This window comes from Xenorhabdus sp. SGI 60, from assembly GCF_056632175.1.
In genome coordinates this window covers 3,005,709-3,025,688 of record NZ_CP196860.1, presented here as the reverse complement: position 1 = coordinate 3,025,688, position 19,980 = coordinate 3,005,709, and the positions used below count along the sequence as shown (strand labels likewise).

Below are 19,980 nucleotides of genomic sequence, written 5' to 3'. Positions count from 1 at the left end.
ATGACCACAAATAACTATCTTGAGTATTTTCTGACTTTATTGGGCTGGGTAATTAATAATGGTTTATGGAACATACTACTCAGTACAGGGCTTTTTGTTGTTCCACTACTATTTAAAGTGGCGGGTATATGGTTAAAAGTACGTGAAGAAGGGGAGGACGAAGGAAATAAAGGAACTTTATCTATTGTTCGGATTGAAAATGCAATTTATGGTGCTTTCGTCGTAATGGTGTTTTGTTGTGTTCCACTTTTTAACGTTAGTCTTAGTACTATGCAAATTGATTCAAGTAGGAGCAAATATTGTGGAACATGGACAGCAGCAAAACCAGAAGATTCTGGTTTTAAAGGCACTATTTCATCCCTAGACGATAAAACGGCAAAAGCGCCAATATGGTGGATGTTGGTCCATAAATTATCTAAGGGGATTACTCAAGCTTCTGTTGCAACTATTCCGTGTCGTCCGGATCTACGCCAAGTTCGTTTTGAAGTTCAGCATAGTTATATAAAGAATGGTTCATTAGTAGCCGCATTACAGGATTTTACTAATGACTGTTACTCACTTGCATTATATGACTGGAAGAGTCAAGACCAGGGTAAGGAGTCGAGTGAAAGTGTTTTGAGAGATGTGGAGTGGCTAGGTTCTCGAACGTTTTTAAACGGAGCCTATCAAACTTTACAGTCACGTACTCCAAGAGAGGGTTTTCCATGGGTTTCTAAGCGTGATGATGGTTATTCTAATACTGGAACTGGAGGATATCCTACATGCGCTCAGTGGTGGTCAGATGAAAAAGTTGGGCTTAGAAAACTAGTAATGGAACAGGCTGATCCGGGGATGTGGTTGCGCGCTAAATCAGCGATGAGACTAATAAATGAAGATTCAAAAGAATTTCAAGAAGCCGTTATTCGCCGTTTAGTCAGCCCTGCTAGCTTACAAGTGTCCCAGGGGGATTCTGTGTTTATGGGATATGGCGGTAATGCTGATTTCACTATAATAAATACGGCAACACGTGTCGGATCTGTGGTAGGACAAGCTTTGGGTTCATTGGCAATATTTCCAGCACTAGACGCGATGCGGCAATCACTGCCTATGGTTCAAAGCTTATTACTGATGGCTATATATGTAATGTTACCGTTGATTTTAATGTTTTCAGCTTACGACTTTAAAACAGCAATTACACTAACATTTGTGATCTTTGCCTTGAATTTCTTAACGTTCTGGTGGGAATTAGCTCGTTGGTTGGATAGCTGGATGATCGAAGCTTTATATAGTTCAGATACACATAGCCGTTGGAATATGATGGGAATACAAAATACGTCGGATGATATTATTATCAACTTTGTCATGGGAACAATGTTTTTAGTACTACCCGCAGTCTGGATGGGAGCGTTATCCTGGGCAGGTGTTAAAGTCGGTGGAACATTGGAAACTGGAGCAATGCAAAGAGGAACTACCGAATCTAAGCAAGCAGGGGGTAAAGGTGGGGAGGCGGCTATTAATAAATTGAAAAAGTAAAAGGAGGTGGTCAGCAATAGGCTTTAAGCAAAAATATCATATGTGAGTGCAATCTGTCTTATGATTATAATTTTAAATGTTGATAATGTTAATTAAATTATATTAATGTGTTTATAGTTAGATTCTATTATCATCTTCTCTACTTCAATATATTTAAGGATTTGAATATGAAAGAATTACAAAAAATTATTCATGAGAATTCTGCAAACCTGAAAAATAATAAGGATCAGAAAATGTTTGAACTACTAGATGCTGTTCGTGACGGAGCTGCTCCTGCTAATAGTTGGCTCAAGAGCTTAGATTAGCTTAAAAAATGTAAGAAGCATTTTATGTGGTGTGCGGCCAATGGCCGCACAGTTTTAACTGCTCATGAAGTTCTGAGTTTGGGTAGTGATTGGATAGCTGTGATAACCGCTAACAATAAATTGGAATCATTACCAAAAATTAAAATTAAAGAATACTTAAAATTTAAGTATATAAAAACAACACAATATTATTTCCTAAAAAAACAATCACCAATAAAATACTATATTTAATACATTTAATTTATAATTAAAAACTTAATAGTTCCAATTGAATTATATGAATTAGTTTATATTTCACATGTGTTATGTCTGTTATTTTTTTGTAAAAAAATTGTTGACTTTAATTTTGGGTAATATACATTGGATCATGCTGATTACGGATAAATTTTAACAAAACATTTCTGTAGATCAGCGAAATAAAATGGAATTAAAGTTATATTAAATTCCATTTTTATCTTCTCTTACTCAACCTTTTTTAGGATATTAATATGAAAGAATTACAAAAAATTATTCATGAAAATTCTGCAAACCTGAAAAATCAGAAAGGTCAAAAAGCGTCTGAATTACTTGATTTTGTTCGTGGTGGCGCATCTACTGCTGAAACATGGTTCAAACTTGATTGGAAAAAGAGCTTTTGATTCTTAACTGAAGACCACCTTATGTGGAGGTGGTCAGCAATAGGTTTTGACTCTGCCTTTTATTAGCCTTTAGATTTGAAATTATCAGAATTGGTAGAGATTTATTTTTAGGTATTTTATTAGTACGTCCTTTTGGGGCGAAATTAATTCCGCCTTCATAGAAGGCGGATCTTTACGTCAACGTGTGGTCGATGACAACATGTTTTTACCAACTTCCTTAATGGCTTGCTAAATATGAATAAAATAAATCACTTAGAAGTAATTCTCAAAATAAGCGAGCGCTGTAATCTAAACTGTTCATATTGTTATGTGTTTAATATGGGAAGTGATATTGCACTAAACAGTGCTCCAGTTATTTCCCACAACACTATAATAGGGTTGAAAGGTTTTTTAGAAAGGGTTGCTGAAGATGTTAACCCAGACGTAATACAAATTGATTTGCATGGCGGTGAACCATTGATGCTCAAGAAAGAGCGTTTAATTTACCTATGTGAAACGCTCAATTCTGGAGATTACAAGGGGGCAGAGTTGCGATTTGCATTACAGACTAACGCAACCTTGATCAACAATGAATGGATTGCCATTTTTGAAAAGTTTAATATTTCTGTAAACATTTCCATCGATGGTCCGAAACACATAAACGACAAATACCGTATCGATCACAAAGGGCGTAGCTCATATGAGGCAACCTTAAACGGATATAAGGCATTGTGTACAGCGGCGAAAGAAAGAAATATTCTTAACTATCCCTCCATACTTTCTGTTATTGATCCCGAAGCCAGTGGTAAAGAACTTTTTGACCACTTTTATCATGATATGCAGTGTAAAAGATTTGATTTTCTATTACCTGACAGCAATTACGAAAATACAACCAACACAGAAGGAGTTAAACGTTTTCTTATTGATGTCTGCGATGCTTGGTTTGAACAAAGTGATCCTAATTGTGATGTAAGAATTTTATCCAGTTACTTCACTAGACTGGCTGGATCATCGAAATATATAGTATTGGGAGTGACGCCTCCGACTGAAGGATTTGAAGCCTTAGCCATAACTGTTACGTCTACTGGTGACATCTACATTGATGATACTTTGCGCTCAACGGTTTCAGAGATATTTACACCAATAGGTAATATCGCAGATGCAACTTACGCTCAGATAGTAAACAGCCAACCCATGCGCGAATTTCACAAAATTGAATCCTCTTTACCTGTGGATTGCCAAGGATGTATTTGGCAAAAAATTTGTGCGGGTGGAAAACCTGTAAACAGGTATTCGCGAGATAATGCCTTTAACAATAAAACGATTTATTGCGATACAATGGCGGCATTACTCGGTCGGGGGGCTGCTTACCTTGTGGAACTTGGCCTGAGTGAAAATGAACTCGCAAAAAACATCGGAATTGCTGAATTATGAATAAAGTTCTGAGTGTATGTGTGGCTCAGGATCTTACGATAATTCCAGTTGAAGAAATAAACCTCGCCGATTGTTCACCTTGAGTCTGTAACCTCTTAGCAATCAATATCAGCGGTAAAGAGGTTAACAGACTTGTAATCGATATTGAAGTAACCGATTGTTAATTACTAATAACAGTTAAGGATTTCTGGTGAACGGATTATTTCGTAAAGAAGCTATTTTTCATCGTAAAAACACATGGATTGGTAGGCATACCCTTAATATCCCTCAATCAACAACTTTCCCCCTTATTCTAAGTGCTGCGACTGGCATAATGTTGCTTTCCTGCCTCATTTGGGGATCTTACGGGATTAATGTAGAAGCTCCTGGAAGAGTAATCTTTAATCCTAATGCATCTTCTCTCGTTTCTCCGATGGATGGTATAGCGGAGAGTTTGGGAGTCATTGACGGTCAACAGGTTAACGTAGGCCAGGAAATCATGGTAGTTTCGCATGAGATAAAGACTGAATCAGGGTTGATCTCTCAAAGGGAACGTGCTGCGCTGACAGAAAAAAAACAATTACTTACTGAAAAATTAGTATTATTTGAGAAGGAAAGAGAAAGCGCTCTCATCAAAATACCTACCGCTATAGCTAATAAAAAAAACGAGTTGGAGCAACTGCATGAACTACTTTTGATTAATCGAAACGCTTTTACCGAATCACAGAAGAAATACAACTCATTTGTAAAACACAGCAAAAAAGGGATCATTTCTGAAATGATGATTCATGAATCCCGGCAGGAAATCTTACGGGCTGATGAAAAGATGCAAAACACTTTAGTTAATATCACCAAAACGCAGGCTGATATCATCGCTCTTGAAACTGAAATGGATATAAAAACTCATAAATTAGAAGAAAAAACAAACGATGTATATCAAGAAATTACTCAAATTTCTCAATCCTTAGCACAGTTGGATGTCGTTGAACGAATAAAAATCACTAGTCCCATAAATGGAAGAGTGGCTGGGGTAGATAAGATGATTGGGGATAATGTAACGCGCGGAGATGTTTTGGCCGTAGTTATACCTAGTGACGCGATGCCTGTTGTCCGACTTCAGGTAGGTGCTGAATCAGCAGGTGAAATAAAAATTGGACAGAAGGTGAAATTACGCGTATCGGCTTATCCGTGGAGAAGATACGGAAAATTTACTGCTACAGTCGCCTCAATATCAGAGGCTGCAATTAGGCGGGAGGATGACATGTACTTTACTGTAATAGCCATTCCTGAAGAGCGTTCGAGTTTACCATTGAAACAGGGAATGCAGGTTGATGCCTCAATTTTAACAGGTGAAAAACGTCTTTATAGATGGCTGCTTAGAATGGTTGATTAAATTTATGGATAAATATGTGAAAGATTTTTTTTCAACGTTTTCTGTCGGGAAATCTCTTCCGGTAATCATTCAGTCTGAAGTTTCAGAATGCGGACTTGCTTGTATCGCTATGATCGCAAGTTATCATGGTTTCAATACTGATCTTCTTTCTATGCGGAAACTTTTTGATGTTTCAAAACATGGCATGAGCCTTAAGGAAATAGTGACCGTAGGTGAAAAAGTAGGGTTGTCATCTTGTCCCGTAAAAGTAGAACTGGAAGAACTGAATTCACTTTCGTTGCCTTGTATCCTGCATTGGTCTTTTAATCATTTTGTGGTGCTCAAAAAACTGTCCCGAAAAGGCGCAACTATTCATGATCCGGCTGTTGGCGAACGCAGTATAATGCTTTCTGAGTTATCAGATTGCTTCACTGGTATAGCACTCGAAATGAAACCCAGTGCTACGTTTGAGCGAAAAAAAGTATCTTCAGCACTTTCTATCAGAGACATGCTAGCTGGGATAGAAGGTAAAGGCGGTGTGATAGCACGACTCATTGCAATATCAGCGACTATAGAACTTGTTACGCTGCTTATCCCCGCTTCTTCACAGTTCATTATAGATAACATTCTTAGCACGAGTAATATGTTTGCCCTGAATGTTATCTCAGCCGCTGTTATTGCCTTGCTTTTTATGCGAATGCTGCTGACATGGCTTCGTGACTGGATTATTACCGCAGCTAAATATTCTATTGGATTAAGTTGGTCTGAAGGATTTTTGAGCAAATTAATCAGTCTGCCTGTTACCTACTTTGGAAAACGCCAGTTAGGCGATGTTGTATCTCGCCTACAATCCCTAAACCAAATTCAGGAGGCGTTTACTGCGCGTATGGTAAATGCGATTCTTGATGCGGTGGTTACAGTTGCATTATTGGTAGTCATGAGCAGTTACAGCGTAGTGCTTTGCGCTAGTGTAGTTTTTCTGGCACTGCTCTATGCTCTGATCAAATGGTATTGTTTTGGGATGTACAGAATCGCACTGGCTGAATCTATCAGTAAAACTGCCGCTCAAAGTTCACATTTTATAGAAACTGTTCGCGGTATTTCAGCGATCAAAATGCTGTGTCTGAGCACTAACAGAAAAATAAAATGGTTGAACCTCTCAACTGAAAACATTGCTGCAAATATCAAGCGTTTTCGAATTGATCTCGTTTTTCGGCTAATTAGTGCGTTTATCACAGGGCTGTCAGCATGTTTGGTTGTCTATATTGGTGCACAGTTGACTGAAAATGGTTTTTTTACTGTTGGTGTTCTGTTTGCTTTCATGGTGTACGCTGATATGTTCATCCAAAGGACGATTAATTTTTGTGATGCTGTTTATGAATTTAAAATGCTTTCAATGCATACAAATCGGCTTAGCGATGTAGTCCTTACCGAAAGCGAAAATATGCACTCTGATGCCTCTCAAAATTTGCCTGTGGAATTTAACGGGAAAGTAGAAATATCATCTTTGTCTTTTGCTTACTCAGCTAATGAACCTTATATTTTTGAGAGACTATCTTTTGCTGTTGAATCAGGAGAAAGTGTTGCGTTTGTAGGTCCATCAGGCTGTGGTAAATCCACATTGCTTCATGTTCTTGCTTCACTGCTTGAACCGACTGAAGGGATTATAAAAATTAACGGTGTTCCTATATCTAACATTGGCCTTGAGGCTTATCGTAAGCATGTTTCCTATGTTTTACAGGATGATTTTTTGTTTACCGGTTCATTACAGGAAAATATTACTGGCTTTGCCGAAAGGCCAGACATTGAACTTATGCATGAATGTGCAAGGATGGCCGCTATTCATGATGGAATAGAGATGATGCCAGATGGCTATAATTCTAGGGTTGGGGATATGGGGAGTGTGTTATCAGGAGGCCAGAAACAACGAGTCTCCATTGCACGGGCACTTTATAGAAGACCTAAAATTCTCATATTGGATGAATCCACATCTGCTTTGGATATCGAAAACGAGCGGAAAATAAACGAAGCCATTAAGGCCATGAAAATAACGCGTCTTTTTGCGGCTCATCGACCAGATGCTATCGCTGTGGCCGACAAAGTTTTTGATATGGTTAACGGTGTATTTACAACCCCTCAAGAGTATTTGCAATCACTCAAACACATTGATTGATGATACGGGTTCATATTAACCCGCGGGGTATTTAGGTTACCATTTTAGAGATATCCTTTGAATATGTAATCAGCCCTTATAGTTATAATTTTTAACGTTAATAATATTAATTATATTATGTTGATATGTTTATATTTTACGGATGTTACGCATTTGTTTTTTATGTAAAAATACTGTTGATCTTAATCTGGAATAATATATATTAAACAATGTGGCTTACAAATGAATTTTAATAAATTAATTCTTGTAGGCTAGCAAAATAAAACACAAATTAGGTTATTATCTTCTTTATTTCAATCTTTTTAAGGATCTTAATATGAAAGAACTACAGAAAGTGATTCAGGAAAATTCTGCAAACCTGAAAAATCAGAAGGGCCAAAAAGCGTCTGAACTACTTGATGCTGTTCGCGGTGGTTCATCTGATGATGATGGTATATTTTTTAAAACTACATGGGATAGAAGATAAGAGTACGTGATATAATTGTGTGGTCATTGACCACACAATTTTTATCAACTATTATTATGTGAATGAAATAAATTAATTCCAAAACAAAAATATTTGTAGTCTAAACTATTCATTGCTATGTTTTAAGATGGGGAAAAAGTTTGAATTAAATATCATCCACTGCTCTTAATGGGTTGTTTAATATGAATAGAATTCTGAGTCGGTGCCTGTTGTTGTGCCTTACTATCGTTCCAGTTGAAGCAGTAAAGGCAGATATAACTGCACCGATTGTTTACCTTGAGCATATAACTCCTTCTGTTTCGCTCAATATCAATGGTGAAGAGATTAAAAGACTTTCAGTTGATACTGGGGCGTCTGGTGCTTTTTATCTCCCTCGATCTATCTTTGATTCTCTTTTTCCAAAGCGGAATTATCACACAATAACCGTGCAAAATTCCGTAGATGTTTTTGGAGTTGATAAATCTACTGTAGTGGCAAGGACGGCCAATATGACTGTTAATGGTGAACACCTTTCAGATGTTGACGTTGAACTCTTTAAACCGTGGGGGAACGGCATGTTCGATAATAAGGGACAACTTATCATAGATGGCGTGTTGGGGCTGGGTATTGCCAAAAACAAAACGCTTATTATCAACTACGCTTCAAAGGTACTGACGATAACCGATCATCTCAAAGCTCTTCCCGATGGCTATCGTTGGCAATCTATTCCATTTACTCGCACAAGGAATGGGATAGAAATTAGTGTATTATCTGAAGGTAAGAAGATAAACCGCATGGTTATTGATACTGGTGCAAGTCATACGGTGCTTTTTACTCGTTCAAAGAACGGGTGTGCCAATTTATCACAGACCTGCCCAAAGCAAACTATTATAACACCTGATGGAATTAAGTTATCTGCGGCTATCTATCAAATTCCAGATGAACGGATAGATTTTGATGGCCTGTTAGGTGATGATTTTCTTTCAAACAGAATTCTTATCATATCAAATGACCGCGTGCTAATTAGTTTACCTAATAACAGCTAAAATACGTCTATTATCTTTCAAAAAACCAAAACAGCGTTCGATAACCTATATTAGGATGGAAACAATCTCCACCTTCCACCCTCGCAACGCTCGCCGCAGTCTTTAGCTGAGGCGTACCGCAGCAGAGCGAGGAACGAACAGCTAAAGCGAGGAAGCGGAATTTCGTTAATGCTAAATAATTATCACGGATCACTCTGATCAATACTCCCATCAGGGTAATGATATCCGTCTAAATCGTAATGCCCATGTTTTAAAGGCTCTACACTAGGTGTTTTAGATAAAACTAATATTATAATAAAGAAAATTGACACTGTAATTATAGTGATAATAGTGCTTAAGATAAGTGCTGTTATGGCTAAGGCACTTGCTACAAATACTGGAATATGACCAATCCATGCAGGAACATTATTTTTCTTCGCTTTACTAACGCACGTCTTATCCCAGCTTTTCAATTTATTAAAACAGCGTTTCCAGATACACGCTGCTTTTATCCCCCAAAATTCTCCTCGGGATCTCACCTTTAGATCTTTTTGCATATAACCACCCTTATTCTATAATAAGTAGATAGTATCATTCAGTATGCAAGAACGATTATTTAAATTCCCCAAAATAAGAGATTAAGTGCATCTTTGATATCTGACGACCATTGAGCCACATCAGAAATTTTCTCTCCAATTGCGTTCTCTGGGACACTTGAAAGCTCTGTTGTTAAAAGCCGATAATCTTTATGTTCTATTTGCACTATGGGAAATAAATGGTGACTTACCTTGTTTGACAAATGGTACGCTTCAATCAAAGGTATGACCATACGCCTTCCTGGTGTTTCAATAATGTCGCTTTGCACATCAATAAGCAGGCTGTATTTGCTTTCTTTTCGTTTATATTGATAAACAATAAATTGCATTTACCAGTTCCTATTTTCATCAGCAAATGAGCCATATTGCGTAATAAATTGTGCAACCTCTTCCATTCCTTTACGATTATTTACCTTCCAATTTTCAGCTTTGATGCGCTGAGCTTCCTTTGCCATGGTTTCATTAACAAAGCCTGAAATATTTATGCCAGCGGAGCTTAGAATTAGATAATTTTCTTTATCAACTGTTACATTAACTCTATGTTTCATTATGCACCTAAAGTGTATATTATTAATACATATTTAAAGTATGTACTTTGTGCAAAAAAAAGCAACCTGATTTTTGTGTGTGGTTTTCAATCATTGACGAGTATGAGCTACAAGTGTAAGATTTTCATCGCTGTAACGTTACCTTATGGTAACCAATCAATGTTCCAGCAATCTGAGAGGAGCGCCTTTGGGTGATTGCAAATACTAATGTTCTAGTAGTCTGAGAGGAACGCTTTCGAGTGACTGCACCATTTGCCGTACCTGAAAAGGCAGACAGTAAATACTCTGGGTAAACCTGTTTATTCTTTGAAAACGGGGATCGCTAAAGCGATTAAGAAATATTCAACTAAAGTTCGTCAAATGTAGATGAACCCCTTCAAACATGCTGTTTGATGCAGAAAAACATCAAACGTTTTTATCATCAATGCGTTTTTTATCAACAAGTCGAGAGCTTTGTGCGAACTTTGCCAGCTTCAATATGACGGTATGCCATTTGGAACATTTGGCATCTTCGGCATCTTCGAATAGCGGCATTGGGAGTAGAAAGATGAGCGGCGTCACTTGAGTAAAAGCGTAGCGATTACCAAGTGACGCCGCCAGGCGTAAAACTTCCAGACCGCATTACAGCTAACGTTAAGACATCCTTTCAAACGGTTTTACCAAATGAAGACAAAAGTTAGTATGCTTCAAAACGTTGTAAGAGAGTGTCTTAAATTTTTTACAAAGCGCCCGACGCGCCCGTTTTACGAACGGTCGCTTGGGAAAACTTCGACTTTTAGTTTCAATTAATAATGAATCTAACTTTTTGATAAATAGGAGATAAGTAGTCCAGATATTGAGGCGTTCATCCTGGTAGCAGGCTCTGAACGGGGAGCATTAAAGCGCAGTGCAGAGCACAGAGCGCGCTCCTGCAATAACTCAACATGATAGCGCCCTGCTACACAATATCTGACTGTCAGGATGACACACATAACCGATACGCAGGGAACGTCTGTAATGACGAAAAACTAACAATTTGTGATAAGGCAATAATGTTATAAATAACTTTTATTATTCATAACATTATTGCTATTGGAGGTTTTTATGGATAAAAAAACGTCACGATCAAAGGTAGAAATATTTAAGAAAGATTTTATTACTTGTGCCCGTAAAGCAGGAGGGAGTTTTACTACGGTGGCCGATCGCACTCGAATAGCCAAACAATTTCTGAACTATTTGAATTCTTCGGGCATTAAATTACGTCAGTTAGATAGCCTGAAAATTAAATATATCGAGGGGTATATTGAAAACAGAAAATCTGAAAACATTAGCAATCGAACTTTACAAAATGAGATGTCAGCATTGCGTGGTATTCTTTCACAAGCAGGAAAACATAAATTAGCTGATCCAAATAATGAACGATTGAATAATCGTTCTCTTGGAATAGCAGGCGCAAGCCGTATGGGAACAAAAGAAGCATTATCTCCCGATGAATTTAAGAAAGCATTTAAAGAAGTAGAAAAAATTGATAAAGGTGTTGCTGCAACTTTACAATTGGCATATGTTTTAGGGCTGAGAACAAAAGAAGCTGTTCAAGCTTGTAAATCTATAAATACGTGGAAGCAATCTTTAAGCAATGGACATCATTCTGTCAGAGTGGTCTTTGGCACAAAAGGCGGGCGTCCTAGAGATACTACAATTTTAAATAATGAACAACTTAAAAACGCTATTAATTATGCTGAAAATGTGATGAAAGAACGTGATGGTAAATTAATTGATAAACCTAATATTCATCAGGCGGTTGATCGTTATAGAAACATAGTTCGTTCAGCCGGATTAGTTGGTAAAAAAGCACCTCACAGTATGCGATATTATGTTGCTAAAGAACTCAGTGCCCATTATCAGAAAGCAGGATTTAATAAAAAAGAAATATTAGCACAGGTATCTATGGATTTAGGTCATGGTGATGGTAGAGGTAGGTATATTAATCAAGTATATTACCAGAGTGTAAATGGAGGTGACGAATGAGTTTTATTCATTCAATGAAATTTTCTTTCATTTTATTTTCCTTTTTTTCATTAAATGGATATTGTAAGGCTTTAATTTTAGGTGACTCTTTAAGTTATGTTTATAGTGAATCATATAAATCTTTAATTAATAAAAGTGCGGATGTTTTTTACCAAGTTGGCTCTGGGCTTTTAAATAGGCATAGGTATGATTGGTTTTCTGCTATTGAACGTATTGATTTTGATAAATATGACCTCATTATTATAAGCATTGGAACAAACGACTTCAATAAAGAAATAAACTCAATTGATTATTCTCGTTCTATTTTTGAACTGATTGGCAGGATTAGGAGTAAAAATTATGACATAAAAATTATCTGGATTTCTCCCCCATTTTTAAAAAATAAGGAGCATGATTTTTTGTTAAAAAACACACGATATATTATTAAAAAATCTTTATTACAATTAGGTGTTACGTATTTAGATATAACACAAAATGCTGTGATGGGTGAAAAGTATACAGGTTTTTTAGATGGAAAAAAAATTAGAACAGATGATGGAATCCATATTACTAAGCACGGAGCAAATCTAGTGATGGAATATTTGAAGTTATCTTTATAATTTTATTTTTGCTATTGACAGGTAGCAATCTTAGTTAGAAAATAATGTTGTTCTTACATTGCCTTGTGCAATCTATTAATGCTCTAATAGCCTGAGAAGAGCGCTTTCGGGTGGCTATATAACTAATGTTCCGGTAGTCTGAGAGGAACGCTTTCGGGTGACTGCGCCATCTGCTATACCTGAAAAAGCAGACAGTAAATACTCTGGGTAAACCCGTTTATTCTTTGAAAACGGGGATCGTTAAGGCGATTAAGAAACTTTTCATAACAATAGACAGTAACATTTTCAATTATTCTTTTCACCTAATGGGGAAATTTTCCCCTGGGAAGATTTCTCTATTTTATTTAATTATGGAGAAGTCTTATGAGTAAGAAGTTCTTACGTACACCTTATGAGCCAGGCGTTTCATTACGTTGGGATATTTACCATAGACAGTTTAGGGTCGAAGTCACAGGTATGTTTGAGTATCCTGAAGACGATTCGATTTATGGTACTTATAAAAACAAAGGAACTCTGATCATTTGTGAAACATCTACATTTACTGATGCTGTTAATAAGCTCAAAATTATGTATAAAGCAAACTCCTGGCCTTTTCGGGATAAAGATGAGGATTATTATTATGACCCTGATTTAGGGCGTGATATGGGGCCGATTAATTTTTATCCTATGACTGTAATCATTTATGATCGTCATAATAGAAAAGTGTTAGGTGGTGAGTTATTAAATGGTGGCATCACTTGGGCACACCCTATTACAAATGAAACTGAATTATACAAAATGCACAAAAAATTTTGGGACGAAGGATCTGGTGAGCACCGTTGGAATGACTATGAAACAGCCAGACAAATGTGGCATAAAGCTGGTTTATTGTTATTGCACGTTGTAGATTCTAAATATCAGTTACATGATGAAATAAATGCAAATGCTTTTTTTTCACAAGACACCATAATTTCATGGAAGAGCCGCTTTAGAGGGAACGCCTAATGGGAAATATACTTACGAAAGTATTCATCAATTGGTTGGAACCATGTGAAAATTGTGGATATCAAGGAGTGTATCTAACTGATGGCGATGATGATTTTCTCTGTGAAAATGATGATGCTATATGTACTCAATGTGGAAACCACGGAATAATCCAAGTTGAGGAAGGCTATTATCGCAATCATTATTTTGTTTCATGGGATGAACTACCAGTGAAGACTGAAGATAATTAATAATAACTTAATTGACCAACCCCGCAGGGTACTTTCCTGCGGGAAAGTCCCTGTCTTTGTTTTTATTATATGAGGAATAAAAAATGGGACTTGATATTCACTTTTTTTCAGGTGAAAAACAGAAAGAACGTGTTGATTATGATACACAAGTGGGATATTTTCGAAAAATTAACTCGCTTTTTCGTTGGGTTAATTACAATGTTCAAAGTGTCGATAATTGCAAAAGTATATTGATACCAAAACAAAAGTTAGAACAATTATTAGCAGATTTAAATAGACTGACAAAAGATAATTGCATGACAATATTCCCTACAGAAGATGGTTTTTTCTTTGGTTCAACTGAATATGATCAATATTATTGATCGGATGTTGAAGAAGTAAAAAACTGGGTTAGCAGTACGCTGAAATCTTTTGATTTTGATAACCACGATCTATTTTTTTGGGCGTGGTGGTAAAAATCAGATGGCTGATTTAATACTCTAATCTTACTTACTTTTCACCAGGCGGTGTACTCTCACCGCCTAGGGGGAGTACGCATTTTTATCTTAGGAGTATTCCTTACCCCGCGCGGAGCGCGGGGTAAGGAACTCCAACATCTGATACTCTCAGTATTATGAAAACCTATTTAGCGTTCTGCGACTAAACAGCTTGGGGGTATGTTACCTACCAATGCAATTATTCTTCTAAACAGATAATTAAGGTATGACAATATGTCATTAGACCACGGGCTTTTAAATATTCCACTGCATAAACGTGGGAATATCGATAACCAGATTGACAAATGGAAAGCTGAGCAAGCTAGGCAGAAAAAAGACAAGCAGGAGTGTATCAAATATGATTTTAATACAAATAAAGAAGCAGCTAAAAAATTATGGGCGCTCGTTGATAAGGATTTAATTAAAGCACACGCTAAGAAAAGAGGAATGAAATATTCCGAACTGCGCGATATTCTGGATGGATTTGTTAAATGGAAACCGCAGAAAGCAATTAAAGTGCTGCCTCTGTTTATTAAAAAATAATCAAATTGATTTATTATTAACCAGGATCGAAAATACAAAAGTAGAGTAGCATAGAGGGAATTTATGCGATATGACATTATTCGCTTCAAATTGCTGGCGCATATGTTGTTAATGCAACATGTTGGTATGACATTAAGTGGTACAGTTTTAAATGATGATAAAACAGTAAAAAGTTTTATTAAACAAGGTCTGTCTCCCGCAGAAACTTTTAATAAGATAGGAATACCGATAGATATATCGAAAATATCAGTTTCTTATTAAAAAAATGCTTCTTCGAGATACTTTTACTGAACGCCTCTTCGGAGGCGTTTTTTTATCAATACACAAAAAGAATTTTTACTGTACTTAAGTCCCCGCGTTTTTAATTATTACCGTAAATTAAATTGGCTACTTTAAAATAGAGGTGCTATTTATGCTTACGCTGACGGATGAACAAAAAGCAGTAGTAGAATGGAATGGTTCGAAATTAGTAGTAAATGCATTTGCGGGAACAGGGAAAACATGTACATTAGTAAATTATGCGTTAGCTAATCCTAAAGTTTCGATGCTCTATTTGGCTTTTAATCGTTCCGTAAGAGAAGAAGCAGAACGTAAATTTCCTTTTAATGTTGACTGTAAAACATCACACCAATTAGCCTGGTCAACCCAAGGTCGTCATTACAAGCATAGACTGGTTAATCAACTACGTATTACAGACATTGCGCGGGCTTTAAATACTCGACATTGGTCATTAATCCATAGGGTTCAAAGTACGTTAAATCGTTTTCTATCTAGTGCTGATGGAAAAATAAAGTTAATTCATTGCCCAGATGAAGAAGTAATAGAGGGCATTGACCCAATTAAAATAATTCAAAGATCAGAGCATATTTGGAATTTGATGAAAAATTTGAATGACTCCTTTCCGATTACACATGATACTTATTTGAAACTTTATCAATTATCTCAACCTGATTTATCTCGCAACTATCAAACAATTTTGTTTGATGAAGCCCAAGATGCTAACCCTGTCATTCATGCGATTGTTTTGAATCAGCATACAAATGTAATTTTAGTTGGCGATAAACATCAACAAATTTACCGTTTTCGGGGAGCAGATAATGCCTTGGATGTGCCACAACTAGCTGATGCTGATCGTTTATGGCTAACAAATAGCTTTCGTTTTGGTTCACATGTTGCTGAGATAGCGAATTCGTTACTTGCCTTTGATGGTGAAACTCACCAAGTTATTGGGTTAGGGGAAGAAGATGAAGTTTTGTTACCACAACAATTTGATGTACCTCATAAAGCAGTATTGAGCCGAACGGTGGCAGGTGTAATTGATACAGCACTAGGAGCAGCAAGAGAAAAAAAATCAGTATATTGGGTTGGAGGGATTGAAGCTTATCGAACTGAAGAGTTAGAAGATTTGTATTGGTTCTCGGTAGATATGCCACAAAAAGTACAACAGCCTCGTTTAATGCGGGACTACAAAAATTATGATGAATATTGCCGAATAGCCAGGGCCACACAAGATGTTGAAATGATGCAATCTATCAATCTGTTAGAACGATATTTTCCGTTACCCCAAAATTTAGAAATAATGCGCAAATTTGCGATAACTAATGAAAGTAACGCGAATATAACGGTTTCAACGGCGCATAGAGCTAAGGGATTAGAATGGGAATTTGTTGAGTTAAATAATGATTTCCCTGATTTATTTGATCCTAAATTAACAGAACTGTCTAGAAGAGATGAAATAAATTTGCTTTATGTTGCTGCAACTCGTGCTCGTAAAAAGCTTATGATTAACGACATTATTCAAAGCGTACTTGAGAACGGAAATAATTTAACAAAAGAAAATTTAGTTGATCAGAGTGTATCTAATGTTTTACTGAAATCATCAGAAGACTTATGCGAAGATGTTTAAAAATCGAATAGTAGTTTCGGTGTTTCGGGGGGAAACAAATCTAAAAGCGAGATATCCGTTACATCAGATGGTTATTTTTTTTACCTAAAAAATCATGGAAAGTGTGTTTAATGTTTTACTGAAATTACCGGAAGATTTATATGAAGATATTTAAAAAGTGGTTAAATAGTAGTTTCGATGTTTCGGGGGGAAACAAATCTAAAAGCGAGATACCCGTTGCACCAGATGGTTATTTTCTGCCTAAAAAATCATGTGACTTGTTTAATACTACATTACGTAAGAATTGCTTACAGCAACTTTGGGAAAATGCTTCTCTATCAAAAGCACAATATCAAGAATTTTTTTTATTCCCATTGTCTTCAGCCGCAGAACGAATTCAGAACTTGCCAGCGTTTAATCGGGGAATTTTTGCTCTGGAAGGAGGGCTGCTTGACCTTACATTACTTACCATGGTCTATTCAGTCAGACTATCAAAAAAAAAGTTATTGCCAACCGGAGCATTACCGGAAGAACAATCTAGTCAAAGCAGCGCTTGGAACGCGGTAGTCTTTTATGCATCAATGTTTCATTGGTTACCGTTGATGGGACAATTTGATGGAGAGTATATAGATCAAACGTGCTGGATGCCTGGAGTAGTGACACCAAATAAAGCCTACCGATTTAGATCCAAGCCTAATAGTTCAAATTTAGAGGAATTGCGTTCTGTCTCAGGTGCATTAATGAGCTATACACTGTTACCAGAAAAAGTTATTTACTGGTTGAGTGAAACTCCTGTGGCACTACAAGCTTTAATGCACTGTATGGTAGGAAAATGGGAAGGTGGAAGAGATGTTAGTAATTTGATAGATGAAGCTGTAAATAAGTTGCCAAATATAAATGATGTTATAGGAAAAAATATTAATAATTCTGTTTTAGAACCAACTGAAAATATTAGCATTATACCTCCAACCCAATCTGCAATATACACACAGAGTGATGCAAACAAAATTCAAGAAGAAACGCAGAGTTTAGATATAGTGTCACTAAAAAGTGCATTTAATGAAACTACGTCCCAAAAAGAGGAACTATCAGAAACTGCTTTTGTAGTGAACACAAAAGAAGCTATTAGTGATGATTTAAAAACAGCAATGTCGCTTTTAGACATAAAAGAAGAAGAAGTAGCACAAAAAGAGCAAGACAACTGTGTTGATAGTTCATCATTAAATAGTTTGAAAAATCAACATGTTGAGCATGAATTGCCCAATGGTGAAAGTAAAATTAGAAATAATTCACTTGCTGAAAATAAATCAGTTGAAATTATAGAAGAAAATGTGTTTCTTAAAGGGAGAGAGGAAAAGGACACAGAGGAAGCACACATAAGGATGGATGGACAAGAACAAGGAAAAAATGAACCATTGAAGGTCAAATTTTGGCAATGGCTTAAACAAGGGTTGCAGGCTGAAAAAATTGAGTACAACACTGCTAGCGCAAAAGTACATTGCGTTGCAGGGTTTGTATTTTTACAAACTCCAGCAATCTTTTTTCTTTTTTTGCGCCAACACCCAGAACTAGAAATCGATCATAAGCAATTATTATCTGCATTCGAGTCATTGAATGTGCATAGAGTCGAAAAGAAGGGAAACAGAAGAAAACGCCATTACACATGCAAAATATATCCAGTTCCTGTTACAGAGGAAGCATGTAAAAATAATAAATTTTTACGTGCTAGCGGATATTTAGTGAAAATGAGTTTGATTTTTTCTGAATTCACCCCAGACAGTCTCTTCGTCGATTTTTCCTCAGAATGATACTAAGAAAATTATTATGGAAGTATTCCTTATGAAAAAACAAATGTCTTTAAAGCAAGAAAAAGATGATCCTATTTGGTATGAACTATTGGATGAGTATTTTTACTCAAAGGTTCTGCGCCCAGATACAGAAAAAACGTATCGTAAGGTGGTTAGACTATTTCTTAAATATTTAAGGGGAATAGAAAATATACAAATAAACCCAGAAGAAGTAACTCATAAACATGTTTTGCGTTGGCGTAGGCATGAGTTAAATATTAGAGGTGTGGCAGAAAGAACTTGGAATACAAAAGCTAGACATATGCAAGTGCTATATAGCTTTTGGATAAAAAAAGGTTTGTTAGCTGAAACAAGTAAAGATAACCCGTTTTTTGATAGCCAGGTTGAACCAGGGATAAAAAGGAAGAAAGTTTTTACAGAAGCACAGCTTCGTACTATGTATCGTGTTTTTGAAAGGTTTACGCAACTAGAGAAGGAATTATCAGCACAGCAAGCTACTTATCGCTGTTGTGCATTATACCCGACACGATTTTGGATTGTTGTAATGGAAACATTTCGATTAACGGGTATACGTTTAAACCAATTAGTTCATATTCGGATCAAAGATATTGATTTTGAAGAAAATGCCATTTTCTTACGGAGCGAAAGTAGTAAAAACCATTGTGAGCACCAAGTAGCTTTATTAAGCCCACTGAAACCACTATTGCAAAATTTGTTAAATGAAATGGTATTAAGAGGAGCTACTCCTAATGACATATTTTTCAATGTACATCGGTTATCAGATAGAGAAGTAGATAGAGAAAAGATAATTGATAGCCAACCTGTGAAATCATTTTTTCGGCGTTTTTCTACGGAATGTGGTTTTCCAGTTAGCCCACACCGTTTTCGTCATACGTTAGCAACCACATTAATGCGTAGCCCTGACCGTAATATGCACTTGACAAAGAATGTGTTGGGGCATAGAAGCTTGTCTTCTACGATGGAATATATAGGCCAAGATATTCATAACACTCTTCACATGTTAGAGAATGAGCTATCTACCTACCTAGGCATGGGGTTAGGTGGGGAACATAAACGTTTGACTGTGATGAGATAGGCAGAAAAATTAAAAAAAATTTACATAGAGTTGACGAATAGTCCAACTCTATGTATAAAAATAGACGAGAAGAAGAATACATGATGCAACATGCATTCCTCTTTTAGGTTTACATTCAACCATGCGTTCAACTACCAACTAAGCATGATTGAAATCCAGTTTCCAGAAGTTTTACTGTTCGTTGAGTTTCTCACTTTCAACGCCCAGGTTAGGGAACTTGGTGCCCGGAGGCGGAATCGAACCACCGACACGGGGATTTTCAATCCCCTGCTCTACCGACTGAGCTATCCGGGCTAACGGGGCGCATTAAACCGTATTCAGCCCAATCCGTCAAACACTTTCTGCA

General features: G+C 36.6%; 21 protein-coding genes and 1 tRNA gene. 18 read left to right on the top strand and 4 right to left on the bottom strand.

Features of this window, described 5'->3' with window-relative positions:
- The 8 genes from ACSJJG_RS14110 to ACSJJG_RS14075 all read left to right on the top strand — a co-directional run bounded on the left by ACSJJG_RS14110 (position 1) and on the right by ACSJJG_RS14075 (position 8,883).
- Complete coding sequence (locus ACSJJG_RS14110) at positions 1-1,512, top strand: conjugal transfer protein TraG N-terminal domain-containing protein (protein ID WP_189757991.1); 1,512 nt, start codon at positions 1-3, stop codon at positions 1,510-1,512.
- Between the two features lie 167 nt (positions 1,513-1,679).
- Positions 1,680-1,817, top strand: coding sequence for a hypothetical protein (locus tag ACSJJG_RS14105; RefSeq protein ID WP_189757992.1), 138 nt, complete (start codon positions 1,680-1,682; stop codon positions 1,815-1,817).
- 488 nt (positions 1,818-2,305) lie between these two features.
- Positions 2,306-2,455, top strand: coding sequence for a hypothetical protein (locus ACSJJG_RS14100; protein WP_189757993.1), 150 nt, complete (start codon positions 2,306-2,308; stop codon positions 2,453-2,455).
- A gap of 234 nt (positions 2,456-2,689) precedes the next feature.
- Positions 2,690-3,868 carry a cyclophane-forming radical SAM/SPASM peptide maturase XyeB gene (gene xyeB / locus ACSJJG_RS14095; protein ID WP_189757994.1) on the top strand — a complete coding sequence of 393 codons (1,179 nt, stop codon included), beginning with the start codon at positions 2,690-2,692 and terminating at the stop codon, positions 3,866-3,868.
- Positions 3,869-4,058: 190 nt separating this feature from the next.
- Positions 4,059-5,240 carry an HlyD family secretion protein gene (locus ACSJJG_RS14090; protein ID WP_189757995.1) on the top strand — a complete coding sequence of 394 codons (1,182 nt, stop codon included), beginning with the start codon at positions 4,059-4,061 and terminating at the stop codon, positions 5,238-5,240.
- A 4-nt stretch (positions 5,241-5,244) separates the two neighbouring features.
- A complete protein-coding gene (locus ACSJJG_RS14085) occupies positions 5,245-7,392 on the top strand; it encodes a peptidase domain-containing ABC transporter (protein WP_189757996.1) in 2,148 nt (715 codons plus the stop codon).
- Positions 7,393-7,708: 316 nt separating this feature from the next.
- The gene (locus tag ACSJJG_RS14080; RefSeq protein ID WP_189757997.1) at positions 7,709-7,858 is read left to right on the top strand and encodes a hypothetical protein; all 150 of its coding nucleotides are present in this window, start codon (positions 7,709-7,711) and stop codon (positions 7,856-7,858) included.
- 182 nt (positions 7,859-8,040) lie between these two features.
- Positions 8,041-8,883: a pepsin/retropepsin-like aspartic protease family protein gene (locus ACSJJG_RS14075; protein ID WP_189757998.1), complete on the top strand. Its 843-nt coding sequence runs from the start codon at positions 8,041-8,043 to the stop codon at positions 8,881-8,883.
- Positions 8,884-9,065: 182 nt separating this feature from the next.
- Here the strand turns inward: ACSJJG_RS14075 and ACSJJG_RS14070 are convergent, their stop codons facing one another.
- Genes ACSJJG_RS14070 through ccdA form a run of 3 tightly spaced genes read right to left on the bottom strand, consistent with a single transcriptional unit; the run spans position 9,066 to position 10,006 of the window.
- Positions 9,066-9,419 (bottom strand): hypothetical protein, encoded by a 354-nt coding sequence (locus ACSJJG_RS14070; RefSeq protein ID WP_189757999.1) that lies wholly within the window; start codon positions 9,417-9,419, stop codon positions 9,066-9,068.
- Between the two features lie 59 nt (positions 9,420-9,478).
- Positions 9,479-9,787, bottom strand: coding sequence for a type II toxin-antitoxin system toxin CcdB (gene ccdB, locus ACSJJG_RS14065; RefSeq protein WP_189758000.1), 309 nt, complete (start codon positions 9,785-9,787; stop codon positions 9,479-9,481).
- Entirely contained in the window at positions 9,788-10,006 is a 219-nt protein-coding gene (ccdA, locus tag ACSJJG_RS14060; RefSeq protein WP_189758001.1) for a type II toxin-antitoxin system antitoxin CcdA, read from the bottom strand.
- A gap of 1,083 nt (positions 10,007-11,089) precedes the next feature.
- On the opposite strand from ccdA, the gene ACSJJG_RS14055 reads away from it, so the two are divergent.
- From ACSJJG_RS14055 to ACSJJG_RS14010, 10 genes are all read left to right on the top strand, one after another.
- On the top strand, positions 11,090-12,013 hold the full coding sequence (locus ACSJJG_RS14055) for an integrase domain-containing protein (protein ID WP_189758002.1): 924 nt from the start codon (positions 11,090-11,092) through the stop codon (positions 12,011-12,013).
- Complete coding sequence (locus ACSJJG_RS14050) at positions 12,010-12,612, top strand: SGNH/GDSL hydrolase family protein (RefSeq protein WP_189758003.1); 603 nt, start codon at positions 12,010-12,012, stop codon at positions 12,610-12,612. The genes ACSJJG_RS14055 and ACSJJG_RS14050 overlap by 4 nt, the downstream gene beginning before the upstream one ends.
- A gap of 363 nt (positions 12,613-12,975) precedes the next feature.
- Positions 12,976-13,596 (top strand): hypothetical protein, encoded by a 621-nt coding sequence (locus tag ACSJJG_RS14045; protein WP_189758004.1) that lies wholly within the window; start codon positions 12,976-12,978, stop codon positions 13,594-13,596.
- The gene (locus tag ACSJJG_RS14040) at positions 13,596-13,826 is read left to right on the top strand and encodes a hypothetical protein (RefSeq protein ID WP_189758005.1); all 231 of its coding nucleotides are present in this window, start codon (positions 13,596-13,598) and stop codon (positions 13,824-13,826) included. The genes ACSJJG_RS14045 and ACSJJG_RS14040 overlap by 1 nt, the downstream gene beginning before the upstream one ends.
- 83 nt (positions 13,827-13,909) lie before the next feature.
- Complete coding sequence (locus ACSJJG_RS14035) at positions 13,910-14,188, top strand: hypothetical protein (protein WP_189758006.1); 279 nt, start codon at positions 13,910-13,912, stop codon at positions 14,186-14,188.
- Positions 14,189-14,536: 348 nt separating this feature from the next.
- A complete protein-coding gene (locus ACSJJG_RS14030; protein WP_189758007.1) occupies positions 14,537-14,845 on the top strand; it encodes a hypothetical protein in 309 nt (102 codons plus the stop codon).
- 63 nt (positions 14,846-14,908) lie between these two features.
- Complete coding sequence (locus ACSJJG_RS14025) at positions 14,909-15,106, top strand: hypothetical protein (protein WP_189758008.1); 198 nt, start codon at positions 14,909-14,911, stop codon at positions 15,104-15,106.
- A 151-nt stretch (positions 15,107-15,257) separates the two neighbouring features.
- Positions 15,258-16,751, top strand: coding sequence for a UvrD-helicase domain-containing protein (locus ACSJJG_RS14020; RefSeq protein ID WP_189758009.1), 1,494 nt, complete (start codon positions 15,258-15,260; stop codon positions 16,749-16,751).
- A 140-nt stretch (positions 16,752-16,891) separates the two neighbouring features.
- Positions 16,892-18,538 (top strand): TraI domain-containing protein, encoded by a 1,647-nt coding sequence (locus ACSJJG_RS14015; protein WP_189758010.1) that lies wholly within the window; start codon positions 16,892-16,894, stop codon positions 18,536-18,538.
- A gap of 31 nt (positions 18,539-18,569) precedes the next feature.
- Entirely contained in the window at positions 18,570-19,634 is a 1,065-nt protein-coding gene (locus tag ACSJJG_RS14010) for a tyrosine-type recombinase/integrase (RefSeq protein ID WP_189758011.1), read from the top strand.
- A 218-nt stretch (positions 19,635-19,852) separates the two neighbouring features.
- Here the strand turns inward: ACSJJG_RS14010 and ACSJJG_RS14005 are convergent.
- A tRNA-Phe gene (locus ACSJJG_RS14005) sits at positions 19,853-19,928 on the bottom strand.
- Positions 19,929-19,980 lie beyond the last annotated feature (52 nt).